The 17,914-nt window shown below is 67.3% G+C and carries 20 protein-coding genes; 7 read left to right on the top strand and 13 right to left on the bottom strand.

Features of this window, described 5'->3' with window-relative positions; genetic code table 11:
* Positions 1-21: 21 nt before the first annotated feature.
* Positions 22-372 carry a hypothetical protein gene (locus tag JOF48_RS16520; RefSeq protein WP_209682433.1) on the top strand — a complete coding sequence of 117 codons (351 nt, stop codon included), beginning with the start codon at positions 22-24 and terminating at the stop codon, positions 370-372.
* Positions 373-400: 28 nt separating this feature from the next.
* On the opposite strand, the gene JOF48_RS16515 is transcribed toward JOF48_RS16520, so the two are convergent.
* The gene (locus tag JOF48_RS16515) at positions 401-955 is read right to left on the bottom strand and encodes a cysteine hydrolase family protein (RefSeq protein WP_209682431.1); all 555 of its coding nucleotides are present in this window, start codon (positions 953-955) and stop codon (positions 401-403) included.
* Positions 956-1,201: 246 nt separating this feature from the next.
* Positions 1,202-2,404, bottom strand: coding sequence for a metallophosphoesterase family protein (locus JOF48_RS16510; RefSeq protein WP_209682428.1), 1,203 nt, complete (start codon positions 2,402-2,404; stop codon positions 1,202-1,204).
* A gap of 238 nt (positions 2,405-2,642) precedes the next feature.
* On the opposite strand from JOF48_RS16510, the gene JOF48_RS16505 reads away from it, so the two are divergent.
* On the top strand, positions 2,643-3,800 hold the full coding sequence (locus JOF48_RS16505) for a hypothetical protein (protein WP_209682425.1): 1,158 nt from the start codon (positions 2,643-2,645) through the stop codon (positions 3,798-3,800).
* A 93-nt stretch (positions 3,801-3,893) separates the two neighbouring features.
* Here JOF48_RS16505 and JOF48_RS16500 read toward each other — a convergent pair whose 3' ends face one another.
* From JOF48_RS16500 to JOF48_RS16490, 3 genes are all read right to left on the bottom strand, one after another.
* Positions 3,894-4,262, bottom strand: a complete 369-nt coding sequence (locus JOF48_RS16500; RefSeq protein ID WP_209682423.1) for a GntR family transcriptional regulator — start codon at positions 4,260-4,262, stop codon at positions 3,894-3,896.
* Positions 4,262-5,206, bottom strand: coding sequence for a hypothetical protein (locus tag JOF48_RS16495; protein WP_209682420.1), 945 nt, complete (start codon positions 5,204-5,206; stop codon positions 4,262-4,264). The genes JOF48_RS16500 and JOF48_RS16495 overlap by 1 nt, the downstream gene beginning before the upstream one ends.
* A 158-nt stretch (positions 5,207-5,364) precedes the next feature.
* A complete protein-coding gene (locus tag JOF48_RS16490) occupies positions 5,365-5,940 on the bottom strand; it encodes a helix-turn-helix transcriptional regulator (RefSeq protein WP_209682418.1) in 576 nt (191 codons plus the stop codon).
* Between the two features lie 47 nt (positions 5,941-5,987).
* Between JOF48_RS16490 and JOF48_RS16485 the strand changes: the two genes are divergently transcribed.
* Entirely contained in the window at positions 5,988-6,899 is a 912-nt protein-coding gene (locus tag JOF48_RS16485; RefSeq protein WP_209682416.1) for a class I SAM-dependent methyltransferase, read from the top strand.
* A gap of 66 nt (positions 6,900-6,965) precedes the next feature.
* Positions 6,966-7,451, top strand: coding sequence for a hypothetical protein (locus JOF48_RS16480; RefSeq protein WP_209682414.1), 486 nt, complete (start codon positions 6,966-6,968; stop codon positions 7,449-7,451).
* A 10-nt stretch (positions 7,452-7,461) separates the two neighbouring features.
* Here the strand turns inward: JOF48_RS16480 and JOF48_RS16475 are convergent, their stop codons facing one another.
* Complete coding sequence (locus tag JOF48_RS16475) at positions 7,462-8,712, bottom strand: MFS transporter (protein WP_209682412.1); 1,251 nt, start codon at positions 8,710-8,712, stop codon at positions 7,462-7,464.
* A gap of 53 nt (positions 8,713-8,765) precedes the next feature.
* On the opposite strand from JOF48_RS16475, the gene JOF48_RS16470 reads away from it, so the two are divergent.
* Both JOF48_RS16470 and JOF48_RS19790 read left to right on the top strand, forming a co-directional pair.
* Positions 8,766-9,806 (top strand): GlxA family transcriptional regulator, encoded by a 1,041-nt coding sequence (locus JOF48_RS16470; RefSeq protein WP_209682409.1) that lies wholly within the window; start codon positions 8,766-8,768, stop codon positions 9,804-9,806.
* A gap of 9 nt (positions 9,807-9,815) precedes the next feature.
* A complete protein-coding gene (locus JOF48_RS19790; protein ID WP_245346584.1) occupies positions 9,816-11,426 on the top strand; it encodes a DUF1990 family protein in 1,611 nt (536 codons plus the stop codon).
* On the opposite strand, the gene JOF48_RS16460 is transcribed toward JOF48_RS19790, so the two are convergent.
* Positions 11,322-12,905, bottom strand: coding sequence for an MFS transporter (locus tag JOF48_RS16460; protein WP_245347049.1), 1,584 nt, complete (start codon positions 12,903-12,905; stop codon positions 11,322-11,324). The two genes, JOF48_RS19790 and JOF48_RS16460, sit on opposite strands and share 105 nt — an antisense overlap.
* 74 nt (positions 12,906-12,979) lie before the next feature.
* Between JOF48_RS16460 and JOF48_RS19785 the strand changes: the two genes are divergently transcribed.
* Positions 12,980-13,135 carry a hypothetical protein gene (locus JOF48_RS19785; protein WP_245346583.1) on the top strand — a complete coding sequence of 52 codons (156 nt, stop codon included), beginning with the start codon at positions 12,980-12,982 and terminating at the stop codon, positions 13,133-13,135.
* A gap of 240 nt (positions 13,136-13,375) precedes the next feature.
* On the opposite strand, the gene JOF48_RS16455 is transcribed toward JOF48_RS19785, so the two are convergent.
* The 6 genes from JOF48_RS16455 to JOF48_RS16435 form a co-directional block, all read right to left on the bottom strand.
* Positions 13,376-14,653, bottom strand: a complete 1,278-nt coding sequence (locus tag JOF48_RS16455) for a sugar ABC transporter permease (protein ID WP_209682407.1) — start codon at positions 14,651-14,653, stop codon at positions 13,376-13,378.
* The gene (locus tag JOF48_RS16450) at positions 14,650-15,501 is read right to left on the bottom strand and encodes an ATP-binding cassette domain-containing protein (protein ID WP_342591281.1); all 852 of its coding nucleotides are present in this window, start codon (positions 15,499-15,501) and stop codon (positions 14,650-14,652) included. Before JOF48_RS16450 ends, JOF48_RS16455 begins: the two co-directional genes overlap by 4 nt.
* A gap of 91 nt (positions 15,502-15,592) precedes the next feature.
* Positions 15,593-16,702, bottom strand: a complete 1,110-nt coding sequence (locus tag JOF48_RS16445; protein WP_209682404.1) for an ABC transporter substrate-binding protein — start codon at positions 16,700-16,702, stop codon at positions 15,593-15,595.
* 91 nt (positions 16,703-16,793) lie between these two features.
* Entirely contained in the window at positions 16,794-16,928 is a 135-nt protein-coding gene (locus JOF48_RS19930; RefSeq protein ID WP_281067987.1) for a hypothetical protein, read from the bottom strand.
* Positions 16,929-17,468, bottom strand: a complete 540-nt coding sequence (locus JOF48_RS16440; protein ID WP_209682402.1) for a maleylpyruvate isomerase N-terminal domain-containing protein — start codon at positions 17,466-17,468, stop codon at positions 16,929-16,931.
* Positions 17,453-17,881 (bottom strand): GNAT family N-acetyltransferase, encoded by a 429-nt coding sequence (locus JOF48_RS16435; RefSeq protein ID WP_209682400.1) that lies wholly within the window; start codon positions 17,879-17,881, stop codon positions 17,453-17,455. Before JOF48_RS16435 ends, JOF48_RS16440 begins: the two co-directional genes overlap by 16 nt.
* Positions 17,882-17,914: the final 33 nt, after the last annotated feature.

Here is a 17,914-nt window from a genome sequence, read left to right as displayed (position 1 = left end):
CAATCGCAAAAGGCAAGATCCTTGGATACAACAGCACTCCGCGATGCCTACGGCACACTGGCCCAGGCAGCCGCCACCGCCTCCACAGGCCAACCTGCAGACGGAGGCTGGGATGCCCTGCACATACTGGCGCATCTCCTCAGCGTCGACGCGGGCATCGCCGATCAGCTCAGCGACGAGTCATCTTCCGTACTGGTGCCGGCATTCCTTCTCTCTCACGACGAAGTCGTCGTCGACGAACCGGTGCCACTCTCCGGGCTCATCAGCGGACTGTCCACCAATCACATCCCGGAACACATCCAACAGCTTCGCGAGCTTCCACCGGCAAAAGAATTCTTCCGCTCCTCATCAGAGGGCAGGCCGCGGATGTAGCTGACCGTGTTGTTCCGCAGCCGCAGCACTACGCTGAGAAATCGACCGCCTCGGTCTCGACCACGGCGGCGGTGCGGCCCGGTGCCCGCTGGAACTGCCAGTACAGGTTCGTGTGGGCAATAACCTGCTCTACAGGCGGGGCGCCCCACTCGCTTTTGTCCCCGGCAGTGTGGGCGTCGCCGACCAGGGTGACGTCGTAGCCGCGGGCCAGGGCGCCGTGGATGGTGGAGCGGATGCACATGTCAGTCTCGGCCCCGGCAACCACGAGCCGGCCCACGCCGCTTCCGGCCAGGATTTCTTCCAGTCCGGTGCCCTCGAACGCGTCGCCAAAGGTCTTGTGAACCACCGGCTCCCCTTCGGCCCGGACGAGTTCGGGGACGTACTCCCATTCCCTGCTGCCCAGCGGGAGGCCTTCGTCGTTGTGCTGGACCCAGACAAGCGGAGTGCCGGCGGCGCGGGCCCGGTCCACAAGGTCCACGATGTTGGCGATGACGGGTGCCGGGTTCCACGCCTCTGCCATGACGTCGTTCTGCACGTCAATGACAAGCAGTGCTGTCGCGGGGCGGTCTTGGAGCGTTGTCATTGCGCACGGTCCGATCGTGGTTCGGGCGGGTGTGGGTGGTGCCGCATAAAACACTACGCCGGACCGGTCGCCGACGGAACACCCCACACCCAGACGAGACTCGTGCCAGGTGCCCAGGCGAGGGGGCGCATGCCTCTTGTGGGAAAGGCTCGCGACATGGGGCGCGCGCCTCAGGTGGAAAGGCTCGCGACTTCCCCTGGCGCCCGCCCGGAACAACTGTCCGAGCGGGCGCACCGGCGCAACAGGCTACTTCTTGCCCTTGCCGCCCTTGTCGATGGGCAGCGGCGGAACGGTGGTCTGGCGGTTGGCCGCCAGGTCGATGCCGAAGTCCTTGGCGAAGACCAGGCGGGTGTCCTTGTAGATGCCGGGGTGGTTCTCGTCCAACTCAAAGACGCGGGCGCCGCGGAGGCGGTTGCGCTCCGCACCGTTCAGCCCGTACGCGCCGAAGCCAGTGCCCGGCGCGTAGCCCAGCTGGACGCCGAAGTAGTTGCCGACGTAGGTGTTGACGTGGTCGTGGCCCACAAAGTAGCCCTTGACGTCCCCGCGTTCCAGGAAGGCGTTGAACAGGCCGGAGTTGAACGGACCGGGGCACTCGGCCTCGTTCCGCTCTCCCACGATGCCGTGCTTGGCGACGGCGCGGGTATGGTCGGCGGCCGTGCGGGAGTCGATGCTGTCGAACCACATGGCGCGGTGCTCGTGCAGGGCGATGTGGCCCCACATAAGGGAGGGGATCTTGGCGCCGTACTTCTTCTCCGTGGCGATGGACTGTTCGCGGTACCAGCTGACCTGGTCCATGCGGATCCAGTCCCAGGTGGGGTAGCCGGAGAAGTCCTGGCCTTCGATGTTCCCAGGCGCGTAGCGGCCGGAGTCGATCAGCCACAGGCCGAAGGCCGGCGACTTTCCCTTGGCCCGGGAGGACTGGATGAGCAGCTGCGTGTTGGAGGTGCCGGTCAGGCCCTCGATGTTGTCGGCATTGACGTTGTGTGCGTAGCCCTGCAGGAAGGCCAGCATCTTCGCCTCGGTCATGCCGCTGCGGGCAGCCGAGTCCTCGTCGTGGTTGCCAAAGGTGACGGCCCAGGGGATCTGGCGGCTTTCCATGGGGCCCACCACGTGGTTGAGGGCCTGCTGGACTTCCAGCTCGCTGTCGCAGCCGCCGTTGATGACATCTCCGTTGATGACCACAAAGTCAGGCTTCTCCGCATCCAGGGTCTTTTCCATCAGCTCGATGGTGCGGCGGTCCGTCTGCTCGTCGTCCTGCGTGTCGTTGAACTGGACCACCTTGAACGTGCCGTCCTCACGGAATTCCAGTGTGGGTTTCGGCGCCTTTGCGCCGGGGGCGGCGTTGGCGCCCACACCCGATGCCACCGTGAGCCCCAATGCACCCAGTGTTCCCGCCGCCGCCAGTGCCGCCCTGCGGCTCATCCCGGACTGGCTCATGTTCTCCGTCATTGCTGCCTCTCAAAACTGGCGCCGGCCCCTCGTGGGCTGCGGTCCTGAAAGAGCGTAGGGGGCCACCTTGACGGCTGGGCCTACTCAGGGAGACCTGCACCCAAACTCAAGGTGAACGTCCCGGCCGGACCGGGCCCGGACGGCCCAAGCAGCCCGGCGGCAGGCGGCCGCGCCCACATGACGCGGCTGCGCCGTCGTGATTTTCTGGTAGGGCAGTCACTTGCGGAACAATGGCGGGATGGACATTGACGCAACGTTGGATTTGGTGGAGCGGCTGAAGCGGGCCGCAGTGGACTACGCACTGTCGCCGGGCTTCGCCAAGCGGCTGGAGGAGACCCGCGGGCGCCTGGGACTGCACGCGGACTCGGTGGAGAACACTGTGGAGGCCGTGGAGTCGCTGCTGTTTGAGGGCAGCGCGGACAAGGAGCCGCTTCTGGCCCGCTACATCCGCACCAACAAGGCCCTGGACCCGGCGGACCGCGCCGTGTATGAGGGCTGGCTTGGCCGCAACGTGTTTGGCGCCTTCCGCGTTGAGGAGCAGAACGGCCCCGAGCTGCTGCTGCACAACCTCATTGACGAGATGGACTACCGCACCCATGCCACCGCGGGGGTGGATGCCTCCCACCCCGTGCCCAGTGGCGGCTACGCGACGGTCCGTGTGGTGCCCACCCACAACGTCTGGACCATCAGCGGCAACGTCCACTTCTTCAAGCCGCAGGAGCGCGAGTTTGTTGAGGAGTACGCGATCAACCTGCTCCGGCAATTCCCGCGCATGCCGTTCCGCAACCCCGACAAGCTCGAGCGCGCCCGCGACATGGTGGGCGAGCAGCACCGGATCTTTATGGAAACGCTCGGCACGCCCGTGGTGCTGGGCAGCGGGTCGGAGGCCATTGAGGCCTACCGGTCCTTCATGGAGGCCGTGGATGCCGACGCCGCGGCGAGGGCGCCGCAACAGCAGCGCACCCCACGCTCCGGGCTTGAGCTGGCTCCCGACGGCAATTTTCCTGCGGAGTTGCGCGATGCCCGCGATGTGGCGTTGTTCCACCATCCGGTGAAGTCGACGTCATTCCTGGTGGGCTACCGGGAGGCACGCGAGGCCCACCGCACCCCGCCTGCCACCGCCGCCGATCCGGCCGCCGTGCGCCTGCGCGAGTACATCCACGACGAGTCCGTTCCGCTGCATGTCATCGAGGACTTCGCCTCCCAGTTCCCGGACACCGTTGACCAGGCCTACCGGATTGCCTTCTCCCTGCCGGAATTTGTATGGGAGCGCGACGGCGGCGCCCTCCTTTTGGAGCACAAGGCCACCCATGTTGAGGATGCAGACATACCCGACATCACGACGGTGCCCACCTCACTGCGCGGGGCCTACCTGAGGCTGGCCCAGGGCGCTTAGCGGCGCCCGCCTGCAGCAGGCCGGCAAGTCCGGGATCTGCGCGCGGCCCCCAACCCAACGGATTGCGGGCCGCGCGTGCGAACCGACCGGCGCCTACGGTGCTTTGGCGCCAGCACCAAAGGCGGTGTCCAGGAACGCCGCCGCCTCACTGTGCCCCAGTCCCAACGCCCGGATGTGTCCGGCATACTCCTCCGCGGCCTTCTGGGCCTGCCGCTGTATCGGGTCGTCATGCCCGGACACAAAGGTCCCGTGCCGCCCCCGCGTTTCGATGGCTCCGTTGAGCTCCAGTTCCCGGTACGCGCGGGCTACCGTGTTCGGGGCCAGCCCCAAGTCGGCAGCCAGCTTCCGCACCGTGGGCAGCCGCGTTTCCGGTTCCAGCTGCCCCTGCCGGATGAGCGCCAGCACCTGCACCCGTATCTGCTCGAACGGCGGAACCGCCGACCGGGGATCCACGACCAACATCACGGCAGGGCCGGCCCCGCTGCGAGACTGCCGCGGCCCAGCTCGGCAGGGTTCGGCCAAAGCCGCCTGCGGAACCACGTGTAGGCACCTCCATAGCTGTAGAGGAAGACGATCACGTAGTAGCCCCACACCGACACCCATTCGCCCACCGAATTGCCCGTTGTACCGGGCCGGGCAGCGTCGATGCCGTTCAGCATGGACAGGACTGCCCCTGAGGCGGCGAGCCAGGCCACGACGGATGCCAGCAGCCCCAGCTTGCGGAGCGCGTCGGCACGGGCAGCGTCATCCCAGGCAAGCTCCAACTTGTTGGCGGCACGTTGGGGCCGTTCCAGAATCTTGCCGGCCACCACTGCACAGAGCACGACGAGGATCGCGGCAGCGACAAGAAGTGGCAGCACCGCGCCTCGCACGAATCCGGCCGCGCCACCCTCCAGGGACCCGCCGAGGACAAGGTCCGCCACGACCAGCGCCGCTGCGAGACCTAGGAGCACCGGTGCGGTCCACAACCGCACCGGGCTGAGGTAGTCGCCGCGGCCGACGACTTCCAGGCGGGCGATGCGCAGGCCATCCGCTTGGCGGCCAAAAAGTGAATCCCGCACGGCCAGGGCCACGTCGAAGGCTGTAACGCCCACCAGGATGGCAGGCATGGCAACCAGCCACACAAAGGTCAGCGGCAACCCGGATATGCCCGCTGCCACGTACCATCCGGATGCGGCGAGGGCGCCGGCCATCCCCCCGAGCAGGGCTGCATTGGCGCTGCTGCGAAGCCGGCGGACCAGCGTGGCATGGATCTGCTCGCTGCCCACCGGCAGGCCAACACGCTGCGAAAAGGTAAACACCATCTTTTCCTGGTGCCGGTGCGTTTGGACCATCACCAAGCGTGCGGTGAAGGCGACGGCAAGCAGCCCGATGGCGGTCCAGTTCAGTGCTGTGTCAAAGTTCATGCCCGTCCTTTGATTGAGTTATGTATCAATGTATCATCACAATGATTGGGGACGTGCAGATGGCGTGGCCCAAGACCAAAGTTGTGCGGGCGCGGAGTCGCTCCTCCGTGGATAAAGGGCCCTGAAACTGCATGCTTAGGGCAGGCCGGCAGGCGTCCCTACGCCGCGGGTTCCCCGCCGTGGAGGTGGGCCAATTCGCCGTCGTGGTTGAAAATGGAAAGAATCTCCACCGGTCCGCCGTGGGCTGCGATGGCGTGCGGGACCATGGTGGAGAACTCAGCCACCTCGCCGGGATGGACCAGTATGGTGCGCTCCCCCAGTTCGAGCCGGACGATGCCGCTCAGCACGGTGAACCAGTCTCGGCCGGGATGCACGCCCAACCCCGCGGGCCGGTCGGCGGTGATGCGCATTTTGGCGACGGTCTTGCCGTGGAGGCCGTCACCCGTGGAGAGGATCCAGGTGGTCAGGCCCTGCGAATGGCCCGGTTGCGGGCGGATGACGACGTCGCCGTCGCCGGCCGGTTCCACCAGTTCATCGAGAGTGCTGCCGAATGCGCGCGCAATGGGCACGAGCTGGTCCAGGGCAATGCGGCGGTGCCCGGTTTCAAGGCGGCTGAGCGTGGATGGGCTGAGGCCGCATCGGGACGCGAGGTTGTCGAGGGACCAGCTGCGGGCCAGGCGGAGGCTGCGGATGCGTTGGCGGATCAGCCCATCAACATCGGATTCTTGCGTCATGCGCAAAAGTCTATGCGCGCGGCGCACCACCTGACTACCGTGGAGGCATGACGGAACACGAAAATCACCAACACGGCGGCGCACCCGGCCACGCACAGGGGCACGGCGGCGGACACGCCAGCCATTCGGGCCACTCGGCGGGCGGCCACGCGCACACCACCGACGCCGAGCTCGCCGACACCCTTGAGCTGGACGCCCTCATCCTGGGCTCCTACCTCGAGGAGGCAAGTGCATGGGCGGCCGAACTCATGCCGGAAGCGCCCGCCACCATCATCGACGTCGGCGCAGGATCCGGCGCCGGAACCCTCGCCCTCGCCCGCCGCTTCCCCGAGGCGCAGCTCACCGCCCTCGACAAGTCCGCCGACATGCTGGAGCGCACGCTGGCGGCCGCCACAGAGGGCGGATTCGGCGCCCGCACCGCCGGCCTGCAGGCGGACCTCGACGGGGGCTGGCCTGCGAGCGCAGCGGCTGATCTGTTGTGGGCCTCCTCGTCCCTGCACGAGCTGGCGGATCCGGAGCGGACCATGGCGGAGATGTTTGCTGCGTTGAACCGCGGGGGCGTGCTGCTGGTCGTGGAGATGGATGCCCTGCCCAGCTTCCTGCCCGACATACTTGCAGAGGACTCCGCAATTGAACCAGGCCTGGAGGGGCGGCTCCATGCAGTGCTCGCCGCCAGGGGATGGAACCACCACCCCGACTGGACGGCGGGGCTGGAAGGTGCGGGGTTCGCCGTCGAGCGCCGGCACTTCCCCTCTGAGGGGAGCACGACGCCGGAGCTTGCGGCGCGCTATGGCCGCGCCTTTCTGGGAAGGATGGCCTCGGCGCTGGAGGGGTCCGCCTCCCCTGCCGACCTTGCCTCGCTGGCGTTGCTGCTGGGCGACGGGCCGGAGTCGCTGGAGCGCCGCGGGGGCCTTGTGGTGCGCGGGCACCGGACCGGGTGGGCGGCGCGCAAGCTGTAGGCGCGGCGTCCCCGCTGCCGGCCCGAAGCCCTGGCCTTGCATGCACACCGTGGCTAGGCTCGAACCATGACGACTATTGTGTGGGCGCCCGGCGACCTGGTGGTTGCGAACAGTGAAGGCGTGGATGTGCGGCTGGCCGGTGTGGAGATCACCGCGGACATCCCCCACCACCTGGGCCGGCCTGCCGGCGAGCGCGGGATCAGGGTGCACGTTGCCGGTGTCACCAGCCCGCTGACCATGGACCTGGACAACCGGCACCTGCAGGAAGTCGAGGCCTGGGCGGAGGAACGCAAGCGCGTCGGCCCGGAGAACGTGCACCAGTTTCCCGTCATGCCGGGCGTTGCGGTGCTCAGTGCCGTGAACGCGGTCATCACCGACAACCACGACACCGACTACCGCTGGGTTGGAGGACAGCTGGCGGGCACCGGCAGCGAATGGGACGGCTCCTGGGCGTTCGTTCCCGAACCGCCGGCAGGCGTGAAGCACCTGAGCATCGAGTTCACCGTCGACGGGGTGCCGACGGGCAAGAGCGTCCGGGTGCAGCTGGGCTGAGCTTGCACCCCTAGTGCGAGACCGCGAGACTCTCCGCTGCCTCTGTCCCGGCCTGCATGGCCGCGGCTGCATCTGATGCTGCCATGCGTTTGTGGCGCACGGCCAGCCAGCCCGATGCAGCCAATACCGCGGCGGTTGCGGCGAATGCGATCAGGTTGACGCCTCCCCATCCCACACCGTGGAGCAACCCGGCAGCCGCGAATGAGCCTGACGCCGAGATGGCCGCCGTTGCCCCGTCGGCGAAGCCCTGCAGCCTTGCCCCCCGGCCCTGGGGGTAGGACTGCAGCAGCAGTGCCGATCCCGCCACGAACAGAAGGTTCCAGCCAACTCCCACCAGGGCCAGCGCCAGCACCATGACCCAGCCCGCGTCGCTCAAGACGCCGAAGGCACACCCTCCGGCCATGACCATGCATCCCAGGGCAATGGTTGCAGACATGCCCGTCCGCTTGAGAAGCTGTGCGCTGACCACGGAAGGTGCAAACATGCCAACCAAGTGCCACTGGATCATCGAAGCACCCAGCTGAGATGAATGTCCTGCATGGGCATTGGCCAGGGGGCCTGCGGCCATGACCAGGGTCATCACGAGTCCGGATCCAGCCAGCACCACGACGGCCCGCAGGAACGGCAGGTGCCCTGCGCGCTCCCGCACCCGGATCGCAGGCTCCCTCAACTCAACCCCGCCGGCAGCGGCGGCCGGCATGGTCATGGCAAGGGCCACCGCAACAACACCCAGGGCCACGATGAGCAGGCACGAACCAAGATAGGGGATGAAGGCTGCCCGGGAGGAGGCAACTGCCGCGAACGGTCCCAGTGCAGCAGCGATGACTCCCCCGTACATCACCAAAGCCAGGGCGCGCTCCCTCCTGGCCGCCGGCGCATATTCGGAAGCGACGAAGCGAAGGAAGCCTCCGACTGCACGGTAGCCGCCGGTGATGGCCGTGCCGATGCAGAACAGGGCGAATGACTGGGTTGCCACCGCCACTGCGGAGAGCGCACCTCCCATGACGGCGGTCAGCGCTCCCGCAACCATGACCGGCCGGTAGCCAAACCGTGCGGCTGCATGCCCGGCAAGGAACGAGCAGGCCGTCCCAACCACAACTATGAGGCTCAGTGGCAGCGTGGTCAGCACCGGGGCCGGCGCAAGCGACATGCCCACCAGTCCGGTCAGAGTCAGGTCGATGCTGACAATCATGAAGTAGCAGGCCTGGGCGAGCACGAGCCGTGCGAGCAGGCTGCGGAATCGGGAATCTTTGTTCATCATGACTCCACCGTTTCATCGGGACACAGGACCCCGACAGTGGCAAGATAGCCACTATGCGAAAGAATCCAGCCAAGGCCTCTCCAGCCCCAGCTCCCCCACAGGGCAAAGCGGAAGGTGCGGCCCCCATCAAGGTGGCGGTCCTGGCACTGCCGGACGTGCTGCCCCTGGACTTCGGCATCCCCGTGCAAATTCTGGGGCGGAACACCACCGGCCTGTACGACGTGGCAACGTGCTCAGCTGGGCGGATCCCTGTTCCTTCCATCGGCGGGTTCACAGTTGCCCCTGACAGGGACCTGGACCTGCTTTCGGAGGTCCACACGGTGATCGTCCCCGGCTACACCACCTGCAGGGAGCCCCTGCCACCCGAAGTTGCCTCGGCCCTGTCCGCGGCACATCAGCGCGGAGCACGCATGGTCTCCATCTGCACCGGCGCCTTTGCCCTGGCCCAGGCCGGAATCCTGGACGGGCTGCGGGCAACAACCCACTGGGAATCAACCGCAGCCCTCTCCCTGCTCCATCCAAATGTCCTGGTGGACGAGAATGTGCTCTTTGTCGACAACGGCCTGGTGATGACCTCGGCGGGCGTTGCAGCCGGCATCGACCTCTGCCTGCACCTTGTCCGGACCGACTGGGGCTCCGCCGCAGCAAACCGCGCCGCCAAGTCAACGGTCGCCGCACCCCGGCGCGCAGGGACCCAGTCGCAGTTCATCGAGCACCGGACCCCGCACGGCGGCGCGGTGCAGCCGGCCGACGTCGCACTTGCCATGGAGTGGGCCATCAGGCACCTGCACCACCCCCTGGCGGCCGCAGACATCGCAGAAGCCACGGCACTCAGCGAACGAACGTTGGCGCGCCGCTTCGAGGCGCATGTGGGCCTCACGCCGATGAAATGGCTTGCCATGCAACGGGTGGAACGTGCCAAGGAGCTCCTGGAGACGACAACCTCCCCGATTGACAGGATTTCCGCGGCAGTTGGGCTTGGCAGCGGCGCCAATTTCCGCCAAGTCTTCAAGAAATCCACCTCCCTGACCCCCAGCCAGTACCGCCACGCCTTTGCAACACACGGCACCGGGGCGCCAGCCGCTCCCCGGTAGGCTGGCCCCATGACGCAGACCCCCGCCCGGCCCGATCCCGCAGCCCTGAACGCCGACGCCCTGCTTGCCGGGCCGCGCGGGCGGCGCCTGTGCCTGGAACTTGCAGGCATGGCTGCGCTGGCCGCCTCCGCCGATCCGGACCAGAGCGATTTTGGCACTGCCCGCTTTTACGCCTCCTACAACCTTGACCCCGGCCGCGGGCAGTCCGTGAAGGTGTTTGGCCCCGGCTCGGATGCCGGGCTTCCCACCCCATCGCCCGACGAGGTGGCTTCCTTGCTCGACACCGTGCCGCTCCCGGAGTTCACGGAGGCCGAGCTCCTGACGGCACTCGGCGCCACGGTGGACAACGCCCGCTACTGGCAGCCGCCGGACGGCGATGACATGCTGGCTGCGAGCGCGCCCATGAGCCGCGCACTGCGCCGGTTCGCCCAGGCGCTCGCAGCCTCTCCGCTCACCCAATGGTGGAACGCCCCCATGGACACGGACGCCCAATGGAGCGTGGAATTCACCATGGACCCGCCCCGCCCTGCCGCCCAACCCAAGACCGCGGCCCAGGCCTTGGACGAGTGGCGCGCAGGCATCATCGCCGAGGAACGCAGTGCGGCTACGGACCGGCCCAGCGACCCGACGGCGAACTTCGGCGGCACCTGGTGGTCGCGGCCGCCTTGGGAGCTGCCCAAAAGCACCCGCGAAATGCCTGGCCAGGGAGCACTTGGGCTATACCTCGTGGAGGACCGGATGAATGAGGAGGAGGCAGTGGCGCAGCGGCTCACCATTCCCGACGGCGCCCGCATCTTCGAGATCAACTCCCCCGGCGACTGGGCGCAGCTGTGCCGCGAACACCCCCTCGATGTTACGGCCTCCAGGCGGCACGACTGGTACCAGGCCACAGGAAGGATTGGCGACTGGGCCATGCCGGACTGGTCCGCCTTCAAGGACAAGTACGACGGCGTGCACCTCACCGTGGGCGGCTACCTCGCAACGGCAGGTGTTGCCATCCCGGTGGATGGGGCATGCTCGAGCGTCCTGGCCGGCTGGGACCCGGATGCCACCTTCTGGTTCCGGGACGTCGCCGCAGAGGCAGAGTCGGTGCAGCGGTGGGCGCGGGTCCAAGACGATCCGGCCTGGTCGCCCCTTGGCGCCGGGCCGCGCAGCCTCACCGCCCCGGCCCGCAGCAGCTGGACGTGGGACAGGGAGGGCTGGTCCGAGTCCGTGCGGCTGGGTGCGGGCGAGGAGTTGTGGCAGCGCGTCCGCAGCGATGTGCTCCAGTGGAAGGTGAAGACCCGCAGCGGATTCACCGTGGACACGCCGGGCCCTGTGGCTGAGGGGCAGCGGTTGAATGTCACGGCCGCGTTCCTGGGCGTGAGGGTGCTGGAGCCGGTGGAGGTGGTTGCGGTGGTGGATGAGGCGGACCGTGCGGGATTTGCCTACCGGACACTGCCGGGGCATCCGGTCAGCGGCGAGGAGGCGTTCATTGTCCACCGCGTTGGCGACGAGGTGCACCTGACCATCCGCTCATTGACGCGCGCCGCGCCGCAGCAGCCGTGGCGGGCCTTGTTTCCGGTGTTGAAGGTGGTGCAGCGGCGGGTGCGCAGGCGCTATCTGCGGGCGCTGTGCTGAGCCCTGTCCAGCCATGTTCGACCCAGTGCTCGAATTAGTGTTCGAACGTCCCGTTGCGCCGGGGCCATCCCCATACGCGTACTTGCCGCCGCGCAGGGCCGAGGCCACGGCAGCGACCAGGCAGGCAACGATCGCGAAGCCAAAAGCCACGGTGAGCCCGTCTGCAAAGGGGCCCGAAATCAGTGCCGGGAAGAAGCCGCGGCCGGTGAGGTATCCGGCGTCGGACGGCGGAAGCTGCGAGAGGGCGGCCGGGCCCAGCAGCGTCTGGACGGGATTGTAGCCCAGCAGTGAGGCAAACAGCACGGAGACCGGGGGCAGGTTGGCGACATGTGCGGCGTCAACCGCGCCGACCCCGTGTGCCGTGAGCCCGGCGCCCAGGGTGGCGGGCAGGGTGCGGGCCAGGCCGGTGACCATGAGGGAGAAGAAGATGCCGATCGAGAGCACCATCGCCGAGTTTTGGAAGGTGGTGCTCATGCCGGCGCCCACGCCGCGGCGGTTGGGCGGCAGGGCGTTCATGATGCCGGCGCGGTTGGGGGCGGCGAACAGGCCCATCCCGATCCCGTTGAGCAGCAGGGCCAGGGCGAACGTCCAGTAGGCGAAGTTCACCGGCAGCAGCAGCAGCCAGCCGAAGCTCAGCGCGGCCACGACCATGCCGCCGGTGGCGAGCAGGCGGGCACCGCGCATGTCCGAGATGGCGCCGGAAATGGGCCCGGCCACGAGGAATCCGGCCGTCAGGGGCAGCATGCAGATGCCGGCCCAGAGAGGGGTGTCGGCGAAGCTGTAGCCGTGGCGCGGGAGCCAGATGCCCTGCAGCCAGATGATCAGGATGAACATCAGCCCGCCGCGGCCAATGGCGGAGAGCAGGCTGGCGAGGTTGCCGGCCGTGAAGGCGCGGAGGCGGAACAGGGAGAGTTCGAACATGGGGTCGGGCGCGCGCAACTCGACGGCGACGAAGAGCGCAAGAACGGCCGCACCGCCTGCGAGCGCACCCAGCACCCAGGGGTTGGTCCAGCCCATGGTGTGGGCGCCGTAGGGCTGGATGCCGCAGGTGATGCCCACCAGGACGGCGATCAGGCCCACGGCGAATGTCGCGTTGCCCCACCAGTCGAGGCGGGCCGGCTGGCGCACCCCCGTCTCATGCAATCTCAGGTAGGCCCAGACGGTGCCGAAGACGCCCACGGGGACCGACACCAGGAAGACCAGGCGCCAGTCAATGGGGCCCAGCAGGCCGCCAATGACCAGGCCCAGGAACGAGCCTGCAATGCCCGCCACCTGGTTCAGCCCCAGGGCCAGTCCGCGCTGGTCCACGGGAAAGGCGTCGGTGATGATGGCATTGGAGTTTGCCATCAGCATGGCCCCGCCCACACCCTGCAGGATGCGCATGACGATCAGCCACATCACGGCTTGCGTGCCCTGCATCCAGGTCGCGGCCAGCAGGATGGAGAAGATGGTGAAGATGGCGAAGCCTGCGTTGTACATTTTCACGCGGCCGTACATGTCCCCCCATCCGGCCGAAGCTGACCACCAGCACGGCGGTGACCACCATGTAGCCCATGATCAGCCACAGCAGCAGGCTGGTGTTGCCGGGCGCGAGGGGGTTGATGCCGACGCCGCGGAAGATGTCCGGCAGCGCGATCAGCAGGATCGAGGCGTTGATGGAGGCCATAAGCACGCCGAGGGTGGTGTTGGAGAGGGCGATCCACTTGTAGTGCGGCTTGGCCAGGTCGCGGGCGCTGCGGGCCTGCCCCTTGCCGGAGCCCCGAAACGAACCTTTGCTCGAATCTTTGTTCGAATTTTGCAGCTTTGCCTGAAGCACGCGCGCCAGCCCCTTTGCACATTGACCGGGGCAGGGGAATATGGCTACCTCTGCTAACTAATAATCGTAGTCGCGCTGGTGGGCAAAGGAGCTGGGAAACTGCTGCGAATCTTCGCGGCCGCCGCGGGCGCAGCTACGCCTGGCCGTGGCTGGCACGCGAGCGGCGTGACAGGGAGTCAATGATGACAGCCAGCAGCAGCACTGCACCGGTGATCATGTAGCGGATGGAGGAATCCAGGTTCAACAGGGTCAGCCCATTGGAGATGGACTGGATCACCAGGATGCCCAGCAGTGCAGAGTAGGCGCTGCCGCGTCCGCCGAACAGGCTGGTTCCGCCAATGACGGCTGCGGCAATGGCCACGAGGTTGGTGTCGCCGCCGCCGCTGGAAAGGCTGGCCGAGGTCAGCCGGGCCGAGGCGAGCAGGCCGCCGATCGTTGCGAAGAATGTGCCGAACATGAGCGCCGAGATGTAGATGCGGTTGACCTTGATGCCGGCGCGGCGTGCGGCCTCGACGTTGCCGCCGACGGCGTAGATGGCGCGTCCCCAGCGGGTGCGGCTGAGGAAGAAGTTCATGACCACGACCAGGACCACGAACAGGAGGAACATCATCCCGACCCCGCGGTCGGTGGCCAGGTAGGCGACGGCGGCTATCAGGACAACCAGCAGCGCCGCGCTCTTGATGACCATCAGCGACACCGGCCCGGTGGACAGCCCGGCCGCGCGGCGCCGCCTGGCACGCATCCAGTCCGAGGCGAACATGCCCGCGGCAGCCGCAACCGCCAGCAGGATCGCCAGCCACGGCGGCAGAAACCATGCCTGTGCGAACTGCACAATCCATGAGTCGTACGGAAGGTTGATCGATCCGTTCGGCCCCAGCACCCGCAGCTGCAGGCCGAGGAACGCCAGCAGGCCGGCCAGCGTGATCACAAACGTCGGCACACCAAACTTGGTGAAAAGGAGACCGTAGACGAGTCCGATGAGCAGGCCCACAGCGACGGCGACGACGATGGCAAGCCAGATGGGCCAGCCGGCAACGGTGATGCCCACGCCCAGGATCGCAGCGGACAGGCCGCTGACGGAGCCGATCGACAGGTCGATCTGTGCCACCAGCAGCACCAGCACCACGCCGATCGCGATGGTTCCGGTGGCGGCGCACTGCAGCGACAGGTTCACCAGGTTGTTGGCGGACAGAAAGTTGGGGTTCAGGATTTGGAAGATCGCCCAGATGATGACCAGGCCGATCACCACTGGAAGGGAGCCGAGGTCGCCACCGGCCACGCGGCGGCGGAAGGATGCGATGGCACCGCCGATGCCCTCGTCGTTGGCGAGCCGCTCATCCTGCCGGTCGGCTGCCACCCCGGCGGGGGCTCCGGGCGTCGGGGGTGTCGGCGGGCTTGTGGGGGTTTTCATGGTCGAAGCCCCTCCTCCGGGTTGCGGCCGCCGTCGGCCCGGCTGCCCGTGGCCTGGGCGCTCGCCCGCCGGGTGACGGCATTGTCGCTGGCACCGGTGATGGCGGCGATGATGTCCTCGTAGCTGACGTCGGCCACCATGAAGTCACCGTTGTTGCGTCCCAGCCGCAGCACCGCGACGCGGTCGGCGACGGCCTGCACGTCGGCCATGTTGTGGCTGATCAGCACCACGCCGAGGCCGCGTTCGCGCAGCCGCTCAATGAGGTTCAGCACTTCCGCGGTCTGGGCGACGCCGAGTGCCGCCGTCGGCTCGTCGAGGATGACCACCGACGGTTCGCCAATCAGGGACCTGGCAATGGCCACCGTCTGGCGCTGCCCTCCGGACAGCGAGGCGACGGCGGTCCGCACCGAGGGGATTTTCGCGGACAGCTGCTGGAGGAGTTCCCAGGAACGCTTTTCCATCTCTTCCTCGTCGAGCGTCAGCCCTCCCATTTCGCGCCCCAGGAAAAGGTTCGACACGACGTCCAGATTGTCGCACAGTGCCAAGTCCTGAAACACGGTGGCCAGGCCCAGGGTTCGCGATTCCGCTGGTGACGGTATGGAGACTTCGCTGCCGTCGAAGCTGATGGTGCCCGAATCCTGGGGGTGCACCCCTGCCAGAATTTTGACGAGCGTGGATTTGCCGGCACCGTTGTCTCCGACGATCGCAACCACCTCGCCGCGGAAGATGTCCAGGTCCACAGCATCCAGGGCCCTGACGGCACCAAAGCTTTTGGAGATCCCGCGCAGGCTGATCACCGGGTCTCGCACCGGCCCGGCGTGGCCAACCGGGTGTGCTTGCAGGCTCACGTGCAACTCCTTTGGATCGGCGGATGGCCCGGACGGGCCGAAAAGTGCCAAGTCGGCGCCGCCTCGCAGCAGCGCCGACTTGGTGGTGGGGCTACTTGATGCCGGCCTTGTCGCAGGCTTCCTTGTAGTCCGCGGTGCAGATTTGGGCCACCGTGTAGAACCCGTCCTTCACCACCGTGGACTCAATCGTGTCGACCGTGACGGCGACCGGGGTCAGCAGGAACGACTGGATGTCAGCACCGCCCTTGGTCTTCACCGTGACATCACCCTTGGGCGAGCTTCCCTTGGTCAGGTCGATGGCGAGCTCGGCAGCCTTCTCAGCTTCCGGCTTGAGCGCCTTGTAGACGGTCATGTACTGGTCCCCGGCGAGAATCCGCTGAATGCCTGCCAGCTCTGCGTCCTGGCCGGTGACAGGGGGAAGCGGTGAAACGCCGGCACCCTTCATGGCTGCGATCGCAGCACCGCCGACACCGTCGTTGGCTGCATAGACACCCTTGATCTGGCCCTTGAACTGGGTCAGCTGGCCCGCCACCCAGTCCTGGGCCTTGGCGGGCTCCCACCCTGGCGTGTCAAACTCGGCGAGAACCTTGTAGCCGCTGGCGTCAATGATCTTGTGGGCGCCTGACTTGAACTGGCTGGCGTTGTTGTCTGTTGGCGAACCGTTGACCATGAGGATGCCGCCGTCGCCGGGCGCCACCCCGTCAGCCTTGAGCTTGTCGACGAGCGCAGTGGCCTGCAGTTCGCCCACCTTTTCATTGTCGAAGGAGATGTAGTAGCTGAGGTCGGCACTGTTGATCAGGCGGTCGTAGGAGATGACGGGGACGTTCTTTGCCTTCGCCTCGGCGACGACCGCGGCCGCGGCCTCACCGTCGAAGGGGTCCAGGACCAGGACCTTCACGCCCTGGGTCAGCATCGACTCGGCCTGCTGCTGCTGCTTGGCCGCGTCGCCGTCGGCATTGGCATAGAGCACCTTGCAGTCGGGGCAGAGCTCCTTGACCTTGGCTTCGAAGTAGGGCTTGTCGGCACTTTCATACCGGGCAGTGACCGAATCCGGCAGGAGGAGACCAATCTGGGCGGTGGCGGCATTCTCGGAGCTTGTGCCGGAGGAGTTTTGGGCCCCGTTGGAACACCCGGCCAGGACCCCCATTGTCAGCAGCAAGGCCGCGCCGGCGGCAACTGTTTTCATCGTGGCGATCTTCATTGAAACATCCTCCCGATCTGCGCCGCCGGCATTGGCGGTTGGTTTCAGCGTGGCACCCGGAGGAATTGCCGTCAAGGGTGGGACCGCTGCGTCACCACGGCGCCAGGGCGGTTTTGGGGCTCAAGGGCCCGCGCCCCGCAAGCCAGGCCATGAACCCGCGCCGCGCCGCAGGGGACTCCAACCGGGCGGCGGCGCCGGCCAGCAGCACCGGCAGGTCCCAGGCCACTTACTCCTCCGGCCAGTCCAGCGGCGTGTACCCCAGCCCAAGGTCCACGTGGTGCATCTCCACCTCCCGCAGCCGGTGCGCCGGGCACCCTGAGACGCCATAGTCGCCGCCGCCCAGGAAGTGTCCATTGGGCCATCCGGCCGCCGAGCTGCGATCGAACATGTCTTCCAATTTCGACTGGCTGGCCGCCAGGTCCGCAAGGACCGCCGCTGCGGAGCGGCCGGCACCTGACTCGATCTCGGCCGCACGCTGTTCCTGCCCGCGCCCATACTTCGGCACGTCCGCACCCGCCAGCGCGCCGGCCAGGCGACGCGCATGCGCATCGGCATTGCGGGCCAAATGTGTCAGGACGTGCCCCACACTCCAGCCCGGCAGGGCACTTGGCGAGCGCATGTCGGCGTCGGACAGGCCCGCAGTCCGCTTCGTGAGCCGCGCCTGCGCCTCACGGCACAACTCGGATGCCCGCTGGGGGTTGCCTTCAAGGTCCATGGGTTTCCCTTCCTTCCGGGTGGGGTGGTGCAGCGTCAGTTCCGCACCCACGGCAGTTCCATGCCGCGTGAGGGGGTGATGGTGCTGAAACCGGCTTTTTCGTAGAGCGGCCAGCCGGGCGGGTCGGCAACCAGCGTGATGTAGGGATTCTCCGGGGCGCGCTCGCGGATGCGTGCTACCAGGGCGTCAATCACGGCCCTGCCCAGGCCGCGGCCCTGGAACTGCGGCAAGGTGGCCATGTCGGCGATGTGGAAGTACCAGCCGCCGTCGCCGATGACCCGGCCCATGGCCACGGCACGCCCGGAGGATTTCTCGCGGACGTGGCAGAAGAACCAACTGCCGGACAATGCCCCGGCGGCCTGTTCTGGTGTCTTCTGCGACAACCCCGCATCCTTGCGCAGCCGCAGGTAGCCTGCGAGCGCGGGCGGTTCATCGACAAGTTCAAAATGGTCGGGCAGTCTCATGGCACAAGTCTTCCACTGCGCAGCCCCACCAGG

This window comes from Arthrobacter stackebrandtii, from assembly GCF_017876675.1.
In the GTDB taxonomy this organism is placed as follows: Bacteria; Actinomycetota; Actinomycetes; order Actinomycetales; family Micrococcaceae; genus Specibacter; species Specibacter stackebrandtii.
Note: the sequence above shows the minus strand (reverse complement) of the source record. Positions and strands in the feature narration are given on the sequence as shown.